Source organism: Tropicimonas isoalkanivorans (assembly GCF_900112335.1).
Lineage (GTDB): Bacteria > Pseudomonadota > Alphaproteobacteria > Rhodobacterales > Rhodobacteraceae > Tropicimonas > Tropicimonas isoalkanivorans.
Map to the genome: position 1 here is coordinate 556,567 of NZ_FOLG01000002.1, position 17,673 is coordinate 574,239.

14 protein-coding genes are annotated in these 17,673 nt (G+C 67.0%); 10 read left to right on the forward strand and 4 right to left on the reverse strand.

Translation table 11 applies throughout. The features are described from left to right. Positions 1 to 1,010: 1,010 nt before the first annotated feature. Genes BM075_RS06910 through BM075_RS06920 form a run of 3 tightly spaced genes read left to right on the forward strand, consistent with a single transcriptional unit; the run spans position 1,011 to position 5,348 of the window. The gene (locus BM075_RS06910; protein ID WP_093359901.1) at positions 1,011 to 1,739 is read left to right on the forward strand and encodes an ABC transporter ATP-binding protein; all 729 of its coding nucleotides are present in this window, start codon (positions 1,011 to 1,013) and stop codon (positions 1,737 to 1,739) included. Next, the gene (locus BM075_RS06915) at positions 1,736 to 4,108 is read left to right on the forward strand and encodes an ABC transporter permease (protein WP_218152820.1); all 2,373 of its coding nucleotides are present in this window, start codon (positions 1,736 to 1,738) and stop codon (positions 4,106 to 4,108) included. The genes BM075_RS06910 and BM075_RS06915 overlap by 4 nt, the downstream gene beginning before the upstream one ends. A gap of 7 nt (positions 4,109 to 4,115) precedes the next feature. After that, entirely contained in the window at positions 4,116 to 5,348 is a 1,233-nt protein-coding gene (locus BM075_RS06920; protein WP_093359902.1) for an efflux RND transporter periplasmic adaptor subunit, read from the forward strand. 15 nt (positions 5,349 to 5,363) lie between these two features. On the opposite strand, the gene BM075_RS06925 is transcribed toward BM075_RS06920, so the two are convergent. From BM075_RS06925 to BM075_RS06935, 3 genes are all read right to left on the reverse strand, one after another. Continuing rightward, positions 5,364 to 5,792: a universal stress protein gene (locus BM075_RS06925; RefSeq protein WP_093359903.1), complete on the reverse strand. Its 429-nt coding sequence runs from the start codon at positions 5,790 to 5,792 to the stop codon at positions 5,364 to 5,366. An 11-nt stretch (positions 5,793 to 5,803) separates the two neighbouring features. Beyond that, a complete protein-coding gene (locus BM075_RS06930; RefSeq protein ID WP_093359904.1) occupies positions 5,804 to 8,431 on the reverse strand; it encodes a TRAP transporter permease in 2,628 nt (875 codons plus the stop codon). A gap of 87 nt (positions 8,432 to 8,518) precedes the next feature. Further along, the gene (locus tag BM075_RS06935; RefSeq protein ID WP_093359905.1) at positions 8,519 to 9,481 is read right to left on the reverse strand and encodes a TAXI family TRAP transporter solute-binding subunit; all 963 of its coding nucleotides are present in this window, start codon (positions 9,479 to 9,481) and stop codon (positions 8,519 to 8,521) included. 742 nt (positions 9,482 to 10,223) lie between these two features. Here BM075_RS06935 and BM075_RS06940 point away from each other — a divergent pair. From BM075_RS06940 to BM075_RS06970, 7 genes are all read left to right on the forward strand, one after another. Then, the gene (locus BM075_RS06940) at positions 10,224 to 13,073 is read left to right on the forward strand and encodes a monovalent cation/H+ antiporter subunit A (RefSeq protein ID WP_093359992.1); all 2,850 of its coding nucleotides are present in this window, start codon (positions 10,224 to 10,226) and stop codon (positions 13,071 to 13,073) included. 1 nt (position 13,074) lies between these two features. Further along, a complete protein-coding gene (locus BM075_RS06945; protein ID WP_093359906.1) occupies positions 13,075 to 13,491 on the forward strand; it encodes a Na+/H+ antiporter subunit C in 417 nt (138 codons plus the stop codon). Beyond that, a complete protein-coding gene (locus BM075_RS06950) occupies positions 13,488 to 15,014 on the forward strand; it encodes a monovalent cation/H+ antiporter subunit D (RefSeq protein WP_093359907.1) in 1,527 nt (508 codons plus the stop codon). The genes BM075_RS06945 and BM075_RS06950 overlap by 4 nt, the downstream gene beginning before the upstream one ends. 16 nt (positions 15,015 to 15,030) lie before the next feature. Further along, positions 15,031 to 15,522 carry a Na+/H+ antiporter subunit E gene (locus BM075_RS06955; RefSeq protein ID WP_093359993.1) on the forward strand — a complete coding sequence of 164 codons (492 nt, stop codon included), beginning with the start codon at positions 15,031 to 15,033 and terminating at the stop codon, positions 15,520 to 15,522. Beyond that, positions 15,519 to 15,788, forward strand: a complete 270-nt coding sequence (locus tag BM075_RS06960) for a K+/H+ antiporter subunit F (protein WP_093359908.1) — start codon at positions 15,519 to 15,521, stop codon at positions 15,786 to 15,788. The genes BM075_RS06955 and BM075_RS06960 overlap by 4 nt, the downstream gene beginning before the upstream one ends. A gap of 7 nt (positions 15,789 to 15,795) precedes the next feature. Next, positions 15,796 to 16,179: a Na+/H+ antiporter subunit G gene (locus BM075_RS06965; RefSeq protein ID WP_093359909.1), complete on the forward strand. Its 384-nt coding sequence runs from the start codon at positions 15,796 to 15,798 to the stop codon at positions 16,177 to 16,179. A 207-nt stretch (positions 16,180 to 16,386) separates the two neighbouring features. Next, on the forward strand, positions 16,387 to 16,626 hold the full coding sequence (locus tag BM075_RS06970) for an Lrp/AsnC ligand binding domain-containing protein (protein ID WP_093359910.1): 240 nt from the start codon (positions 16,387 to 16,389) through the stop codon (positions 16,624 to 16,626). A 63-nt stretch (positions 16,627 to 16,689) separates the two neighbouring features. Here the strand turns inward: BM075_RS06970 and BM075_RS06975 are convergent, their stop codons facing one another. Continuing rightward, positions 16,690 to 17,640 carry an ABC transporter substrate-binding protein gene (locus tag BM075_RS06975; RefSeq protein ID WP_177208269.1) on the reverse strand — a complete coding sequence of 317 codons (951 nt, stop codon included), beginning with the start codon at positions 17,638 to 17,640 and terminating at the stop codon, positions 16,690 to 16,692. Between the last annotated feature and the right edge of the window lie 33 nt (positions 17,641 to 17,673).

Consider the following 17,673-nt stretch of genomic DNA (forward strand, 5'->3'; position numbering starts at 1 on the left):
GACCCGAGACGAGCGGTGGGCATAGCGAGGGTCGGTCATCGTGCGCGGGGCCTCTATGCACCGGGTGCTAGACCAGACGCGCTGCATGATGCCTGCGGCCGTTTCTTGCGCCCATCCGGTAACACCCCGGGACCGGGCCAACCGGGGTGGGACATCGACTGCGGCCTGGACCAAATCCCCGCCCACCCCGCGCGTGCGGTAGGCCCTGCGGACGTCAGTGTGGCGCTGGCTTGGCCGGTCGCAGCACCCGAGAGCCCTCGTCCCGCGAGGAGGCTTGCCGGGGCCGCTTGTGTTGAAAGGCCGCACCGGGTCAGGCGGATGGAGTGTCGCCATCCGGCCCAGCCCGACCCCGTGTCAGCCATTGCCCCGCCGTGAAGCGCGACAGGAGAGTGCGAGAGGTTCTGGGGCGGCGCGCGCGGGACCGGAACGTTGTGATCCACCTGCGCACGGTGTGGACAGACACGAGGAAGGCCTTTGCCATCGGGGAGGCGCCTCGACCGGCGGCGATGCGGGTGGCTCTCCCAGGTCGTCTCTGGATGGTGATGCGGGCGGTTTGATCCGGCTTGGTTCGTCTCGAAAGCCGCTTGGTGGTGTGCCGCCATTGCACCCTGCTCCCTCAGCGGGTGAACGCCCTGCCGAGTTGGCACGCCGCCGACCTCCCCCCCTCGGAGTGCGACGGGGCCGGCGGGTGCTCCCGCCCGTCGTCACCGCATCGCAGATGCGGCTCCTCCCGTTGGGCCACGCCGCGCGCTGCCGCGCACGGCGGCCGGTCTTCTGGCAACGCCGCGTCAAGATACCGCCCGATGGCCCCGGTCGGACGGGCGGTGGTCGACGCCGACCGCGCCCGAAGGGCGCGTGGCCCAACAGGCGCCCAACCCCGACAGGGGGAGGGCGTCGGCGGGAGCCCTCCGTTGCCGGCCCTTGCGCCGGCTGGCAGTTGTGCACCGGGCGGGCGCGCGCCTTGTGAAGTGGCGCGTCTCCCGGTACCACTGGGTCCAGGAGAGCCGGTCATGTCTCTGCACGTCGATCCGTCATCTTTGCCGGCCTTTCGCACCGAGGGCCTGACCAAGACCTATGGCGAAGGCGCCGCCGCCGTTCAGGCCCTGCGGGGGGTCGATCTGGTGGTTCCCCGGGGGGAGCTGGTCGTGCTTCTCGGCCCCTCGGGGTCCGGCAAGTCCACGCTGCTGAACATCCTTGGCGGGCTCGACCGGGCGACGTCGGGCCGTGCGCTGTTCACGGACCACGAGTTGTCGGCGATGACGGACAGGGACCTGACCCGCTACCGGCGCGACCATGTCGGCTTTGTCTTTCAGTTCTACAACCTCATGCCCTCGCTGACCGCCGAGGAAAACGTCGAACTGGTGACCGAGATCGCCCACGCACCGATGGAGCCTGCGGAGGCGTTGCGCCTCGTGGGCCTGGGCGAGCGCCTTCACCATTTTCCGGCGCAGATGTCCGGCGGGGAACAGCAGCGGGTGGCGATTGCCCGCGCCATCGCGAAGCAGCCCGACGTGCTGTTTTGCGACGAGCCCACGGGCGCGCTCGACAGCACCACGGGACGGGCGGTGCTGAAGGTTCTGAACGACGTGAACGCGACGCTCGGCACGACGGTTCTGATCGTGACCCACGCGGCGGCGACGGCCGCGATGGCCCACCGGGTGATCCATTTCGCCGACGGGCGCATCCGGGAGGTCGTGACGAACGCGGTGCGGAGCACGCCGGAGGAGATCGCGTGGTGACCGTTCTCTCCCCGCTCGACCGCAAGCTGGTTCGTGACCTGTGGCGCATCAAGGGCCAGGCGCTGGCCATCGCCGCCGTGATCGCCGTGGGCGTGCTGATGCTGGTGATGATGACCGGCCTTGTGAACACGCTGGAGGAGACGAAGCAGGCCTATTACGACCGCTACAGGCTCGCGGACGTCTTCGCCCCGGTCGAGCGGGCGCCGGATCGGTTCCTGGAGCGGCTGGCGGAGATCCCCGGCGTCGCGGTGGTGGAGGGTCGCGTCACCGGCTCGGCCCTGATCGACATGCCGGCGGAGGTGGTGCCGGTGCGGGCGAAGGCGGTCTCCCTGCCCGATGACGGGCCGGCGCGGCTCAATGACATCTACCTTGCGGAAGGACGGATGCCCGCGTCCGGCCGCGCCGACGAGGTTCTGTTGCTCAAGGGGTTCGCCGACGCGCGCGGCCTGCGCCCGGGCGACCGGCTGTCGGCGACGATGCACGGGGCGCGGCGCGTCTTTCAGGTGGTCGGCCTCGCGCAGAGCCCGGAGTTCCTCTATACCACAGCGCCGGGCGAAATCGTGCCCGACGACGCGCGGTTCGCGGTGCTGTGGATGAGCCGGGACGCGCTCGCCGCCGCCTATGACATGCAGGGCGCCTTCAACGAGGCGCTGATCGGGCTGGACCGGGATGCCACCGCACAGGGCGTGCTGGCGGCGGTGGACCGCGTGCTGGACCCGCAGGGCGGGCTGGGCGCCTTCGGGCTGGAGGACCTGCCGTCGAACTTCTTCATCACCGAGGAGATCGAGGGCGGACGCAAGAATGCCGTGGGCGTGCCGCCGATCTTCCTGGGGGTTTCGGCCTTTCTCCTCTACATCGTCGTGAGCCGCATCGTGCAGGCCGAACGCGAGGAGATCGGCTTGCTGAAGGCATTTGGCTATTCCGATTGGGAAGTTTCCTCGCACTACCTCAAGATGATGCTGACCATCGCGGTGGTGGGCGCCATCGCGGGCTCGCTCGGCGGGATCGCCGCGGGGCGGGCCATGGCGGGCGTTTACCAGGCGTATTACAAGTTCCCCTTCCTCGTCTTCCAGCTCGATCCGCGCAGCTTCGTCATCGGCTTCGTGATCTCCGTGCTGGCGGCCTGCGGCGGCGGGTTCGGGGTGCTGCGAGGTGTCTTCCGGCTGACGCCCGCGGTGGCGATGCGCCCGCCCGCGCCGGCGGACTACACGCGGGCCGGGCGGCTGGGCGGGATCTGGCTGCGCATCCTCGACCAGCCCGGACGGATGGTCCTGCGCCGCCTGCGGCGACAGCCCGCGCGGATGGCCGGCGGGGCGCTCGGAATGGCGGCGGGGATGGCGCTGTCGGTGGGGATGATCGGCGTGCAGGCGGGGTTCAACCAGTCCATCGACCTCAGCTTCGGCGTGCTCGACCGGTCCGACGCGCAGGTGACGTTCACCCATGCGATGTCGGACAAGGTGGTTTACGAACTGGGGCGGCTGCCCGGCGTGGAAGAGGTGGAACCGGTGCGCAATGTGGGGGTGCGGCTGCGGCACGGGCTCTACACTCATCGCGGCGCGATCAACGGCATGATCGCCGCGCCGCGGCTGGCCCGGGCAATGGACGACGCGCAGCGCGCACTGACCCTGCCGGACGAGGGGATCGTGCTGTCGTCGGCGCTGGCGCGTGTGCTGCATGCCGGGCCGGGCGACGTGGTGACGGCGGAGGTGCACGAAGGCCGCCGGCCGGTGCTGGAGATCCCTGTGGTGGCGGTGGCGGACAGCCTGCTGGGCTCGCCTGCCTACATGAACATGGACGCGCTGAACGCCGCGCTGAAGGAGCCCGGGCGCGTGTCGGGGGCCTACGTCCGGCTTGACGAGGCGGGTCAGGACACAGCGCTCGCTGCCATCAAGGACATGCCCGGCGTCGCGGGGGTGGCGCTGAAATCGGATGTGCGGGACTCCATTCAGTCAATGATGGACAGCGGTATGGGCGCGGTGCGTTTCATCATGCTGGCGATCGCCGGAATCGTGACCTTCGGCATCGTCTACAACGCGGCGCGCATCGCATTCGCCGAGCGGGTGCACGATCTGGCGAGCCTGCGGGTGATCGGCTTTTCCCGGGGCGAAGCGGCCTTCGTGCTGCTGGGGGAGCTTGGGCTGGTGACGCTGGCCGCTTTGCCGCTGGGCGCGGTGATGGGGTATGGGATGGCGGCGGCGGTGTCGGCGGCCTTTTCGACCGAAGTCTATTCGATCCCGCTGATGTTCGACGCCCGGTCCGTCGGGTCGGCGGCGCTCGCGGTTCTGGTGAGCGCGGCCTTTTCCGGCTGGCTGGTGAAGCGGGACCTCGACCGGGTGGACCTGGTGACGGCGCTGAAGACGAGGGAGTGAGGGGGGCATGGCACGGAAGAAAACCGCGCGGCGGATACTGACGGTCGGGCTGCTGGCGCTGGTCGCGGCGGCGCTGGTCTTCGCGTTCTGGCCGCGGGCGGTGCTGGTGGACATGGGCGAGGTCGCGCGCGGACCGATGGTGGTGACGATCGACGAGGAGGCGCGCACGCGGGTGCACGACCCCTACGTCGTCTCCACGCCCGTGACCGGGCGGCTGTTGCGCGTGGCTGTGGAGCCGGGAGACGCGGTCGAACGGGGGACCACGGTGATTGCGCACATGCTGCCGGCGAACCCGTCGGCGCTGGACATCCGCACACGGGAGCAGGCCCGCGCGGCCGTGACCGCCGCGGAAGCGGCGCTTCGCGTGGCCCGCGCGGACCTGAACAAGGCCATCGCGGACAATGACCTTGCGCAGTCGGACCTGGAGCGCGCCCAGCGGCTCGCGCGCTCCGGCACGCTGGCGCAGGCGGCGCTCGAACGGGCCGAAGGTACGTCGCGGGCTGCGCAGGCAACGCTCGACACCGCGCAGGCGGCCGTCTCCATGCGCGAGGCGGAGGTGGAGAACGCCCGCGCCCAGCTCATCGGGTTCGATGATCAGGGGCTGGCGGCGGCGCTTCAGATCAACACCGAGAAGGCCACGCCGCTCTTTGCCCCCGCCACCGGGCGCATCCTGCAGGTGATGCAGAAGAGCGAGACGACCCTGCCGGTGGGCACGCCGATCATGGAGATCGGCAACATCGAGGACGATCTGGAGGTGGTGGTGGAGCTGCTGTCCACCGATGCCGTGCAGGTCAGCGTGGGCGACCGCGTCATCGTCGACAAATGGGGTGGACCGAAGGCACTCAACGGAAAGGTGATCCGGATCGACCCCTGGGGCTTCACCAAGTACTCCGCGCTCGGCGTGGAGGAGCAGCGGGTGAAGGCGCGGATCGAACTGACGGACCCGCCGGAGGCCCGCGCGGCGCTCGGGCACGGCTTCAGGGTCGAGGTGCGGATCGTGGTCTGGGACAAGGACGACGCGGTGATCGTGCCCGCCAGCGCGCTGTTCCGCAATGACGGGGGGCAGGCCGTGTTCGTCGTGCAGGACGGGGTGGCGCGGCTCAGGCCCGTGGAGATCGAGCGGTCCAACGGGCTGCAGGCGTCCGTCGCGACCGGGCTGGAGCCGGGGGACCGGATCATCCTGTTCCCCGCGCCCGGGCTAGAGGACGGCACGAAGGTGGCGCAGCGGGCGGCCAACTGAACCGCCCCGCCGCCCCTACCCGCGGACGACGAAGACCGACTGCTTGGCGTGCCGCACCACGCGCGCCGCGTTCGGGCCGAGAAGGTAATCCTCAAGATCCGGCTTGTGGGAGCCGAGCACGATCACGTCGGCGCCGATCCGGTCGGCCGTTTTCAGGATGTTGTCGTAGACGTGCCCCTTGATGACCGTCAGGTCGTACTCGATCTCCTCCGGCACTTCCCGCTTGGCCCATTCCTCGAACTTCCGGCGTTCGCTCTCCACCATTTTCCGTGTCTGGTCGGCGCTGAAGTAGGAGCCGACGATGGACATTCCGAAATCGGGAATGACGTTCACGATATGCAAGCCCGCGCCGTGGTCCTTGGCCAGCCGGAAGGCTGCCTCGGCGACCCGGTGGGCGCTGGCGCCGTCGTTCAGGTCGATGGCCGCGAGTATCGACGAATACATCAGGGAACTCCTCAGAAAGCCGGCTGGGTGGCGCGGCGGCGCTGGATCAGGACGATGCCAGCAAGCAGGAAGAAGGCGGGAATGAAGAAGATCTCCTTCGGGATGCGGTCGCGCTCCAGCTCGAACTGCTCGATGATCACGGGCGTGTCGCCGTAGAAATCGTAGTTGTTGGCGAGCTTGTCGAAGAATTGCGTGCCAAACATCGGCTCCTCCAGCAGCATCTGGTCGCCTTCGGGGAGCAGCATGAGCCCCTTGTCGAGCAAGGCGGCCTCGGCGTCGCCGCCGGCTGCGCGCACAAGGATGGTCGTGGAGCGCTCCTTGCCGGAGTCGAAGTCCGGCCCGGTGACGACCATGCGGATCGGCGCGCCGTCCTCCAGTTCGGAGGCCGCTTCGAGCCCAGCCGGCCCGGTGTAGTGCACGTAGGGATCGTCGATCTGGTCGAGGAAGAAGCCGGGGCGGAAGAGCATGAAAGCGATCAGCAGCAGGACCGCGCTCTCCCATATTCGCGACTTGGCGAAGAAATACCCCTGTGTTGCGGCCGCGAAGAGCAGCATCGCGACCAGCGACACGCAGAACACCAGGATCGCGTGAAAGAAGCCCACGTTGATGAGCAGCAGATCGGTGTTGAAGATGAACAGGAACGGCAGCAGCGCGGTGCGGATGTCGTACATGAAGCCCTGGACGCCGGTCATGATCGGATCGCCCCGGCTGATGGCCGCCGCCGCATAGGCCGCGAGCCCCACAGGTGGCGTGTCGTCCGCCAGGATGCCGAAGTAGAAGACGAACATGTGCACGGCGATCAACGGCACGACGAGGCCCGCCTGCGCCCCGACGGAGACGATGACGGGGGCCATGAGCGAGGACACGACGATGTAGTTGGCCGTCGTCGGCAGGCCCATGCCCAGGATCAGCGACAGGACCGCGACGAGGAACAACAGCACCATCAGATTGCCGCCGGAGACCGTTTCGATGACCTGGCCGATCACCTGGTGGGCGCCCGTCAGCGAGATCGTTCCGACGATCAGGCCAGCGGCGCCGGTGGCCACACCGATGCCGATCATGTTGCGCGCGCCGGCGATGAGGCCCTGGATGAAGTCGCCGAAGCCTTCGACGAGTTCGTTGCCGACCGTCTGCCCGCGGAAGATCGCCTTCAGTGGGCGGTGGGTGAGCGAGATGAAGATCATCGCGATGGTGGCCCAGAAGGCCGAGAGGGCGGGCGAGAGACGGTCCAGAGTGTCGGTGGAGACCATGAGGTTCCAGACCAGCACGAAGATCGGGAGGGCGAAGTAGAGCCCGCCGATCAGCGTGGGCGTCAGGCGCGGGGCGACGGGCTGGCTCTCCGGATCGTCGACCTCGATGTCCGGGTAGCGCGCGGCGACCCACACGAGGGCGATGTAGGCAACGCCGAGAAGCAGCACGCTGATATAGACGGACCCGTCGCCGAGGATCGGATCGAGGGCGGAGCGCAGCATTGCCACGAGGAAGGTGATGGCCGCCAGCCCGAGGAAGCCGGTGAGCATCAGCAGGACGATGCGGAGGACGCCGATCTTGCGGCCTTCCTTCTCAAGGCCCTGCAGGCCCATCTTCAGGCTTTCGAGGTGCACGATGTAGAGCAGCGCGATGTAGGAGATGACCGCCGGCAGGAAGGCGTGCTTGACGACGTCGATGTAGGGAATGTTGACGTATTCCACCATCAGGAAGGCCGCGGCCCCCATCACGGGCGGGGTGAGCTGGCCGTTGGTGGAGGAAGCGACCTCGACCGCGCCGGCCTTTTCGGCCGGGAAGCCGATGCGTTTCATCAGGGGAATGGTGAAGGTGCCGGTGGTGACCGTGTTGGCGATGGAGGAGCCGGAGATCATGCCGGTCATCATCGAGGAGAGCACGGCGGCTTTCGCCGGCCCGCCCCTGAGCGCCCCGAGCAGGGCGATGGCGACCTTGATAAACCAGTTGCCGCCCCCTGCCCTGTCGAGCAGCGCGCCGAACAGGACGAACAGGTAGATCATCGTGGTGGAGACGCCGAGCGCCACCCCGAACACGCCCTCGGTCTGCATCCAGTAGTGGCCGAGCGCCTTGGAGAGCGAGGCGCCGCCGAAGTTCGTGAGGTTACGCACCCATGCGGAATAGCCGCCGAAGAAGGTGAACAGGATGAAGATCGATGCGATCACCACCAGCGGCAGGCCGAGCGAGCGGTAGACCGAGATCAGCAGGACGATCAGCCCAATGGCGGAGATGGTGATGTCCGCCGGGGTCCAGAGGCCGGGCCGGCCGGCGATCTCGATCCGGAAGACGATGAGGTAGAGCGTGGAGACCAGCGCGAGCGCCACCAGCACCCAGTCGTACCACGGGATACGGTCCGTCGGCGCACCCTTGTAGAGCGGGAAGGCGAGCGTGGCGAGGGTCAGGGCGAAGGCCAGGTGAATGAAACGGGCCTGCGTGACAAGGTGTGCGAAGAAGCTGATGCCCGTGGACTGGGCCAGCATCCCCGGCAGCCGGGAGGCGATGTAGAGCTGGAACAGGGACCAGACGATGCAGATGCCGATGAAAAGCCGCGCCTGCCACCCACCGGGATTTCGGGCACCCGTGTCGGCTTCGGCAACGATGTCGTGAGCGGCGCTCGACTGCGCGGTCTGGTCGGTCATGCTGTCCCCCGTCGGAAATTATTTTTCAAATGGCGGCTGGCGGCCTGTCGGCCACCAGCCATTGTCCTGAACGGCGAACCGTCGGCCTTATTCCATCAGGCCGAGTTCTTTGTAGGCCTTCACGGCACCGTCATGCAGCGGCGCGGAGAGACCGTCCTTGATCATCTCCTCGGCCTTGAGGTTCTCGAAGGCCGGGTGCAGGCCGCGGAAGTCGTCGAGGTTGGACATGACGGCCTTGGCGACCACGTAGGCCACGTCCTCGGACACCTCGGAGGAGGTCACGAAGGTGGCGCCGACGCCGAAGGTGGTCACGTCTTCGTCGTTGCCGGCATACATGCCGCCGGGGATGACCGCGACGCGGTAGTAGGGGTTGTCGGCCACGAGCTTGTCGATCGGCTCGCCGACCACATCCACAAGTTTCACGTCACAGGTGGTGGTCGCTTCCTTGATGGCCGCGGCCGGGTGGCCGATGGTGTAGATCATCGCGTCGATGTTGTTGTCGCAGATCTCCTTGGCCATTTCGGAGCCCTTGAACTCGGTGGCGAGCGAAAGGTCATCCATGGTGATCCCGAAGGCGTCCATGACCACTTCCATCGTCGCCCGCTGGCCCGAGCCGGGGTTGCCCACGTTCACCCGCTTGCCCTTGATGTCCTCGAATTTCTCGATGCCGCTGTCGCCGCGGACCAGCAGGGTGAAGGGCTCCGGGTGGACCGAGAACATGGCGCGCAGTTCGGGGAAGGCGTCGCCTTCGAACTGGGAGGTGCCGTTATAGGCGTGGTACTGCCAGTCCGACTGCGCGACGCCGAATTCCAGCTCGCCGCCCTTGATGGCGTTGATGTTGTAGACGGAGCCACCGGTGGACTCCACGGCGCAGCGGATGCCGTGCTCCTTGCGGTCCTTGTTGACCAGCCGGCAGATGGCGCCGCCGGTCGGGTAGTAGACGCCGGTCACGCCGCCGGTGCCGATGGAGATGAATTCCTGGGCATAGGCGCTCGCCCCGCCGATGGCAGTCGATGCGGCGACGATTGCGCCGAATACGAACTTGTTCATGTGATGTCTCCCTGACGTTTGTTTCGTTTCTAAGCGTAAAGTGAGCCGATCAAATTGCGGAGGTCAAGGAAGCAGCGTGGTACGCTGCGTCGCCGGGACCTGGGCCGAACCGGCCAGAAGAGGGCCCGGCGCACTGGTGGGCCGCGACGGGAACTGACGCCCGCCGGGCCGTAACGCCCCGCCATCACGGCGAAATTTGGCATCTTCCGCCCTGCCCTTATCTGCCGTGGATCGCCCCGACGCGGCCCGTTTCGGCCATCTGAGCGCCGGTAGAGCCGCCTGACCGGCAAGATCACGCGCAGCGAGCGCAGGGCACCCGACCGTTTCGATGACCGCAGCGGCGGGCACCAATCGGGCCGAAGCGACCCCACGCGCGCGTCGCCCGGGGTGTCACGGCGGGCAATCACGGGACGCAGCCGCGACCATCCGCCTCGCACATATGATGACCGCAATGGCGCAGAAAACGGCAAACGATCAACGTTTGCCCGATGCGTGAACTGAACGCCCAGAATCGCGGCGCGGGCGTGTCCCGGGCCGAACGGCCGGCCGGCGCCTCGCACCCAGCTCCGTTCCCGAAGACTGACGTGGGGTCATTGCGACCCGGTCCGTCAAGGCGACGGCATCGTTTGCTTTTTTGGGCGAAGCCCATGGCAATCTTTGGAAAGGGTGTGCAAACTGCGCCGCGACGCCGGACTAACCGGAGCAAAGGGGACGGGGGACACAGGTGATCGAGAACGTCGACGTGACGCTCGCGCTGATTGCAGCTTTGCCATTCATAGGCGCCATTTTCCCCGGCCTGATGATCCGCGTGGGCCGGAATGCCTGCGCGCTCTCGGCCGGATGGGCGACGCTGTCGGCGCTGATCCTGCTGGGCATTCACTCCACCTCGATCTGGCGCGGCGAAGTCGTCGTCTACCACGTGGAATGGATGCCGATGCTCGGCCTGAACGCCGATTTCCTGCTCGACGGGCTGGGGCTTCTGTTCGCCACCATGATCCTCGGAATCGGCCTGTTCATCATCCTCTACGCGCGGTTCTACCTGTCGCGCGAAGACCCGATGGGCGTGTTCTATACCTATCTGATGCTCTTCCAGGGGGCGATGCTGGGCATCGTGCTCAGCGACAACATTCTACTCATGGTGGTCTTCTGGGAGCTGACGTCGCTCTCCTCGTTCCTGCTGATCGGGTACTGGCGGCACACTGCGGCGGGGCGGCAGGGCGCGCGCATGGCGCTGGCGACAACCGGCCTCGGCGGACTTGCGCTGATGGGGGGGATGCTGCTGCTGGGGGAGGCCGCGGGCAGCTACGACATTTCCGAGATCCTGCGGCAGCGCGAGGCGATCCAGGCCTCGCCGCTCTACGTGCCGGCGCTGCTGCTGATCCTGCTGGGGGCCTTCACCAAGTCCGCCCAGTTCCCGTTCCACTTCTGGCTGCCGCGCGCCATGGCCGCGCCGACGCCGGTCTCCGCCTACCTGCACTCGGCCACCATGGTGAAGGCGGGGCTGTTCCTGATGGCGCGGCTCTGGCCAGTTCTGTCGGGGACGGACTGGTGGTTCTACATCGTCGCCACCACGGGGCTCGCGACCATGGTGATCGGGGCCGCCATCGCCATTTTCCAGGACGATCTGAAGGGACTGCTGGCCTATTCCACCGTCAGCCACCTGGGGCTCATCACCATGCTGCTCGGCTTCGGCACGGCGGAGGCGACGACGGCGGCGATGTTCCACATCATCAACCACACGATCTTCAAGGCCGCGCTCTTCATGACCGCGGGCATCGTCGATCACGAGGCGCATACCCGCTCTATCCGCCGCCTTGGGGGGTTGCGGCACCTGATGCCGATCACGGCGACGCTCGCGATCATAACCGCGCTGTCCATGGCGGGGATTCCGCTGCTCAATGGCTTCCTCTCCAAGGAGTTGATGCTGGAGGAAGCGGCGCACACCGCATGGGAAGGCAACACCTGGCTCATCCCGGTGTTCGCGACGCTCGGCGCGGCGCTCTCGGCGGCGTATTCGTTCCGCTACATCGGCCATGTCTTCCTCGGGCCGGTCCGGGACGACTACCCCTCGCACCCGCATGACCCGCCGTTCGGGATGTGGGCAGCACCGGCGTTCCTGTCGGTGCTGGTGATCGTCATCGGGATCGCGCCGCAGTTGGCGGTGGGAGAGTTCCTGCACATCGTCGCCGACGCCGCGACCGGGCAGGAGCTGCATCCCCACAAGCTCAAGATTTGGCACGGCGTGACCCCGGCCCTGATCATGAGCATCATCGCGACCGCCGCCGGCCTTGCGGTCGTCCTCGCCTTCACGCCGCTGAACAAGCTCTGGGCCGCCACGCCGAAGCCGGACGCGAAGGTGATCTTCGATGCCGTGGTGGACAACGCGCATCGCTACAGCGGGAAGCTGTCGAACGCGCTGCATGACGGGCGGATGACCAAGTTCGTGGCGATCTTCGCCGCCGTCACCATCGTCGCGGGCGTCTATGCCTTTGCCAACGGCACCTACACGCCGGGCACGCGGGCGATGCTGACGCCGGCAGCGGTGGACTACATCGGGGCGGTGCTGCTGATCTCCTCCACCCTCGCCATCATGACCTATCACCGCTCGCGGCTGCTGGTTCTGGTGCTGATCGGGATCAACGGGCTGGTGGTGTCGATCATCTTCGTCCGGCTCTCCGCACCGGACCTTGCGATGACGCAGGTGACGGTCGAGGTGGTCACGCTGATCCTGATGCTGCTGGCGCTGCACTTCCTGCCCAAGCACACCCCGCGCGAGTCCAGCCTCAGCCGCCGCACCCGCGACATGATCATCGCGGGGGCCGGTGGCATCGCCACGGCCTCGCTGTCCTGGGTGCTGATGACCCGCGATGTGGAGACCATCTCCGGCTACTACCTGAAGAACGCCAAGCCCGAGGGTGGCGGCACGAACGTCGTCAACGTGATCCTTGTGGACTTCCGCGGCTACGACACCTTTGGCGAGATCATCGTGCTGGGCATCGCCGCGCTGGTGATCTTTGCTTTGGAGGAAGCGCTGATGGACGGGCGCGCCTCCCGCAAACTTGCCAACTGGATTCACGAGATGCGGTACTCGCGGGACCGCCACCCCTTGATGATGGTCGTCGCGACCCGGCTGATGATGCCGATCTCGCTGATGGTGGGGGTCTACATCTTCCTGCGCGGCCACAACGACCCCGGCGGCGGCTTCATCGCCGGGCTTGTCGTCGCCATCGCGCTCCTGATGCAGTACATGGCCTCCGGCTTCGCCTGGGCGTCGGAGCGCATCCGGTTCCCCTATCATGCGATGATCGGCTGGGGCGTGCTGATCGCCGGGATCACGGGCATCGGCGCGTGGTTCAACGGGATGCCGTTCCTGACCAGCGCCTATGGTTACGTCCACATTCCGCCGATCGAGGAATTCGAGCTCGCGACTGCAATGGGGTTCGATCTCGGCGTGTTCCTGACCGTCGTGGGCGCAGTGATGCTGGCGCTCTACTCGCTCAGCCGCTCTGCCCGCCGTACCGGCGAATCCGTCAACGTTTCGCCGATGGACTACGATCCCTCCGCCATCGCGCCGGACGAGGAGGACTACTGAGATGGAGGCTCTTCTGGCCCTCGCGATCGGCTTTCAAACCACGGCCGGGCTCTACCTGGTGCTGCGGCGCCGGACCTATTCGGTCGTCATCGGCACGGCGCTGCTGACCTATGCCGTCAACCTCTTCCTCTTCGCCAGCGGCAGGCTGGCGGTGGGGATGCCGCCGATCTACTCGGCGGAGGCGCACGGCTATACCGACCCGCTGCCGCAGGCCTTGGTGCTGACGGCCATCGTGATCTCTTTCGGGATGACGGCGGTCGTGGTGCTCATCGCCCTTGGCGCCTACCTGGAATCCGACACCGACCACATCGACCTCCGCCGCCACCCCGGCGAGCTTGACCTGGACCCCGACGAGATCCCCTGGGAGCAAGACCCGACCGAACCGGGCCTGGAGCGGCCGAAGGGGGACTTCGGATGAACAACTGGATCGTCGCGCCCGTCCTGATGCCGGCGATGGTCGCCGCCGTCATGGCCATGGCCATGCGCCACGACCTTGTGCTGCAGCGCGTCTTTTCCGTCGCCGTGACGGTCGCGCTGATCGCCATCTCGGGGGGGCTGTTCCATTCGTCGCTCGACGGGGTGACGCAGGTCTACCGGCTTGGCGACTGGCCGGCACCGTTCGGCATCGTGCTGGTGCTCGACCGGCTGTCGGCGACGATGCTGCTGCTGACTTCCCTGCTCGCGCTCGGCGTCGTCCTCTATGCCATCGGCAGCGGCTGGGACGGCCGCGGGTGGCACTTCCACGCGCTCTTCGCCTTCCAGCTCATGGGGGTGAACGGCGCCTTCCTGACGGGGGACGCGTTCAACCTGTTCGTCTTCTTCGAGGTGCTTCTGATCGCCTCCTACGGGTTGATGATCCACGCGGGCGGCGGGATGCGGTTGCGCTCGGGGTTGCAGTACGTGGTGATGAACCTCGTCGGCTCCACGCTGTTCCTGTTCGCCATGGGCACGCTTTACGCGGTGACGGGCACGCTCAACATGGCCCACATGGCGCTTCGCGTGCGCGCCATCGAGCCGGGGAACGAGGCGCTGTTGCTTGTGGGGGCGACGCTGCTGGTGATGGTGTTCCTGATCAAGGCCGCGGCCTTTCCGGTGCAGTTCTGGCTGCCGGGTACCTACCGGAACGCGCCGATGCCGGTCGCGGCGCTGTTCGCAATCCTGACGAAGGTGGGGGCCTATGCGATCCTGCGGATGTACACGCTGGTCTTCGGGCCTGATGCGGCGGCCGTGGGTACCTTCTTTTCCGGGCACCTGCTGCCGCTGGCGCTGGCGACGATGGTTGTCGGCGCGCTCGGGGTGCTGGGTGCCAAGCAGCCGCCACGGCAGGCGTCCTTTGCGGTGCTGGCCTCCATGGGCACGCTGCTGACCGCCATCGCCCTGCAGACGCCGCAGGGGACGACGGCGGCGCTCTTCTATCTCGTCCACTCCACCTTCGCCGCGGCGGCCCTGTTCCTGGTGGTGGACCTTATCCTCGACTCGCAGGGGCCGACGACGCGGGCGCCGGGCGGGCTGGTGGCGGCGTTCTTCTTCGTCGCGGCCATCGCCAGCGCGGGGATGCCGCCGCTGAGCGGGTTCCTGGGCAAACTGCTGCTGCTCGACGCCAGCCGGGATGCCGCCTGGATGCCGGCGATCTGGGCCACGGTGCTCATCACCTCGCTCATGCTGATCGTCGGGTTCACCCTGCGCGGCAGCCGCTACATGTGGAAGCCGCTGGACCCGACATTCGCCAACCCGCAGAACCTGGACCCCGACGGCGAGCCGATCCCGGCCCATCCGTTGCGGCCCCTGGCGCTGACCGCGGCGGCCATTCCGCTGGTCATGCTGGTGGTACTGACGCTGGCGGCGGGGCCGGTGATGCGGGCGATGAGCGAGACCGCGCAGCAGCTTTACGATACCGATGGCTACATCGACGCGGTCATGACACCGCCGGGGGAGGGCTGAGACGATGCTGGGCGCCATACTCCGACGCGTCTTCCCGCACCCGCAGCTCACCGCCTTCCTGGTGGTGGTCTGGCTGCTGCTGGTCAACACGATCTCGGTCGGCAACCTCGTGCTCGGCGTGGTGCTGAGCGTGCTGATCCCGGGCATCACCCAGCCGTTCTGGCCGGACCGTCCGCATGTGGCGCGGCCGCTGCGGGCGATCGAGTACGTGCTGATCGTGATTTGGGACATCATCGCCGCCAACGTGACGGTGGCGCGGATCATCCTGTTCAAGAGCAACGCGGACACCCACAGCCACTGGATCGTCGTCCCGCTGGAGCTGCGTTCGCCCGAGGCCATCACCATGCTCGCGGGCACCATCACCATGACGCCGGGAACGGTGACGGCGATGCTGTCGGCCGATGCCAGTCACTTGCTGGTCCATTGCCTGCACACGGACGATCCCGACGCGGTGCGCGACGAGATCAAGTCGCGATACGAACGGCGTTTGAAGGAGATTTTCGAATGATCGGCTTCGCTACGTATTTCGCCGTGGCCTGTTTCTCCATCGGCCTGATCCTGAATATCTGGCGCATCCGCTTCGCCCCGGGCGTGGTCGACCGGATCCTTGCGCTCGACACGATGGTAATCAACGCCATCGCGCTGCTGAACGTCTACGGCATCCTTGTCGGCACGGCGGTCTACTTCGAGGTGTCCCTGCTGATCGCGATGTTCGGGTTCGTGTCCACGGTCGCCTACTGCCGGTTCATCTTGCGCGGCAACATCATAGAGTGAGGGCCCCATGGGACTTGTTGCGGAAATCTTCATCTCGTTCATGCTGGTCGTCGGCGGCATCTTCGGCCTGCTGGGCTCCTGGGGGCTGGTGAAGCTCGACGACACGATGCGCCGGCTTCACGCCCCCACCAAGGCGACGACGCTGGGGGTGGGCGGTGTGCTGTTCGCGTCCATGGCCTATTCCGTGCTGGAGCTGGAGCGGGTGTCGTTTCACGAGTTGCTGATCGCGGCCTTCCTGCTGATCACCGCGCCGATCACCGCGAATTTCGTCGCCAAGGCGCATATGCACCGCGACGTGAAGGAGCGCGAGTTGCCGCCGACGGGGGGCAAGTACGGCTGGGCCGGGTATGACGAGATCGGCGACAGCGAACAGCCGATCGACACGAAGTAGGACCGGCTTCGGGGGCGGCGCCTGACGGCGCCGTGCCTCCGGCGGGGGTATTTTCGCCAACAAGAAGACTGAGTCGCGCGCATGGGCGGCCGGGGCGCCGTGAAACGGAGCCGACCGGAGAGCGGATTCGGTCTTTTGCGTGGGAGCGGCTTGCGCTCGGCTGCAAATTGGCGAAGGTTGGCCAGCCGTTGAGGAAGGAGCCCCGTCATGAGCCAATGCGTATTCGTGCAGATCCGTTGCGCCCCCGGAACGACCTATGAGGTGGCCGATGCGATTGCGCTGCGGGAGATCCACTCCGAGCTCTATTCCACGTCGGGCGAATTCGACCTGATGCTTAAGCTCTACATCCCCGAGGGCGAGGATGTGGGGCATTTCATCAACGAGAACGTGGCGAGCGTGGAGAACATCCAGCGCACGCTGACCACGATGACCTTTCGCGCGTTCTGAGGCGCCCGCCACGGCAAACGCCCGGCCGGGGGGCCGGGCGTCGCATCGCTACGGGATCGGGGATCAGAACGGGCTGTCGGGGAAGTAGAACTTCTCGGCATTATCCTGGGTGATCAGGACGGAGCCGATGACGAACTTGCCGGAGACCGGCGCGTTCGAGACGAAGTTGAGAGCCGTGATCTCGATCGCCGTGGCCGACATCGAGGGTGGGTAGGTCACGTTGGCCTTCACGTACTGGTCGCCGTCGGCCACGCGCTTGATCATCTCCTTCATGCCGGCGCCGCCGAGCACCCACATGTCGTCCATCCGGCCGGCTTCCTTGACGGCGGCCAGAACGCCGATGGCCATGTCGTCGTCGGAGGCCCAGACGGCGTCGATCTCGGGGTATTTCGACAGGAAGTCCTGCATCACCGTGAAGGCGTCGTCGCGGTTCCAGTTGCCGTGCTCCATGCCGAGGATCTCGATGCCCGAGCCCTCGATGGCCTGCTGGAAGCCCTCGACGCGCTCGTTGTCGATGGTTGTGGGAATGCCGCGCAGGACGACGATCTTGCCGCCGTCGGGCATCTGGTCGACGAAGAATTCGCCCGCGACGCGGCCGAACCCGGGATTGTCGCCCGCCACGTAGAGATCTTCGATGCCGTCCTCGGAGAGGCCGCGGTCGATCACCGTGACCCACTTCCCGGCGTCCTTCACGCGCTTGACGGGCGCGGTCAGGGGTTCGGATTCGAATGGCAGGACAACCAGCGCGTCAATGTTGCGGGTGGCCATCATGTCTTCGATGTCGTTGACCTGCTTGGCGGGGTCCGAGGCGGTGGCCAGCACGAAGTCGAGTTCTTCATAGGTCGCCTCGAGGCGGTCGATCGCCTCCTGGGCGTGGAAGTTCATGCCGCCGGCCCAGCCGTGCGTGGCGGCCGGGATCGACACGCCGATCACCGTCGCCTCCTGCGCGAAGGCGCCGGGGGCCGCCAGGACCATGGCAATCGCGGTTGCTCCGAAAAGGTGTTTCATCTTCATCGTCTCCTCCCTGTGTTTGCCCCGCGCGGGGCG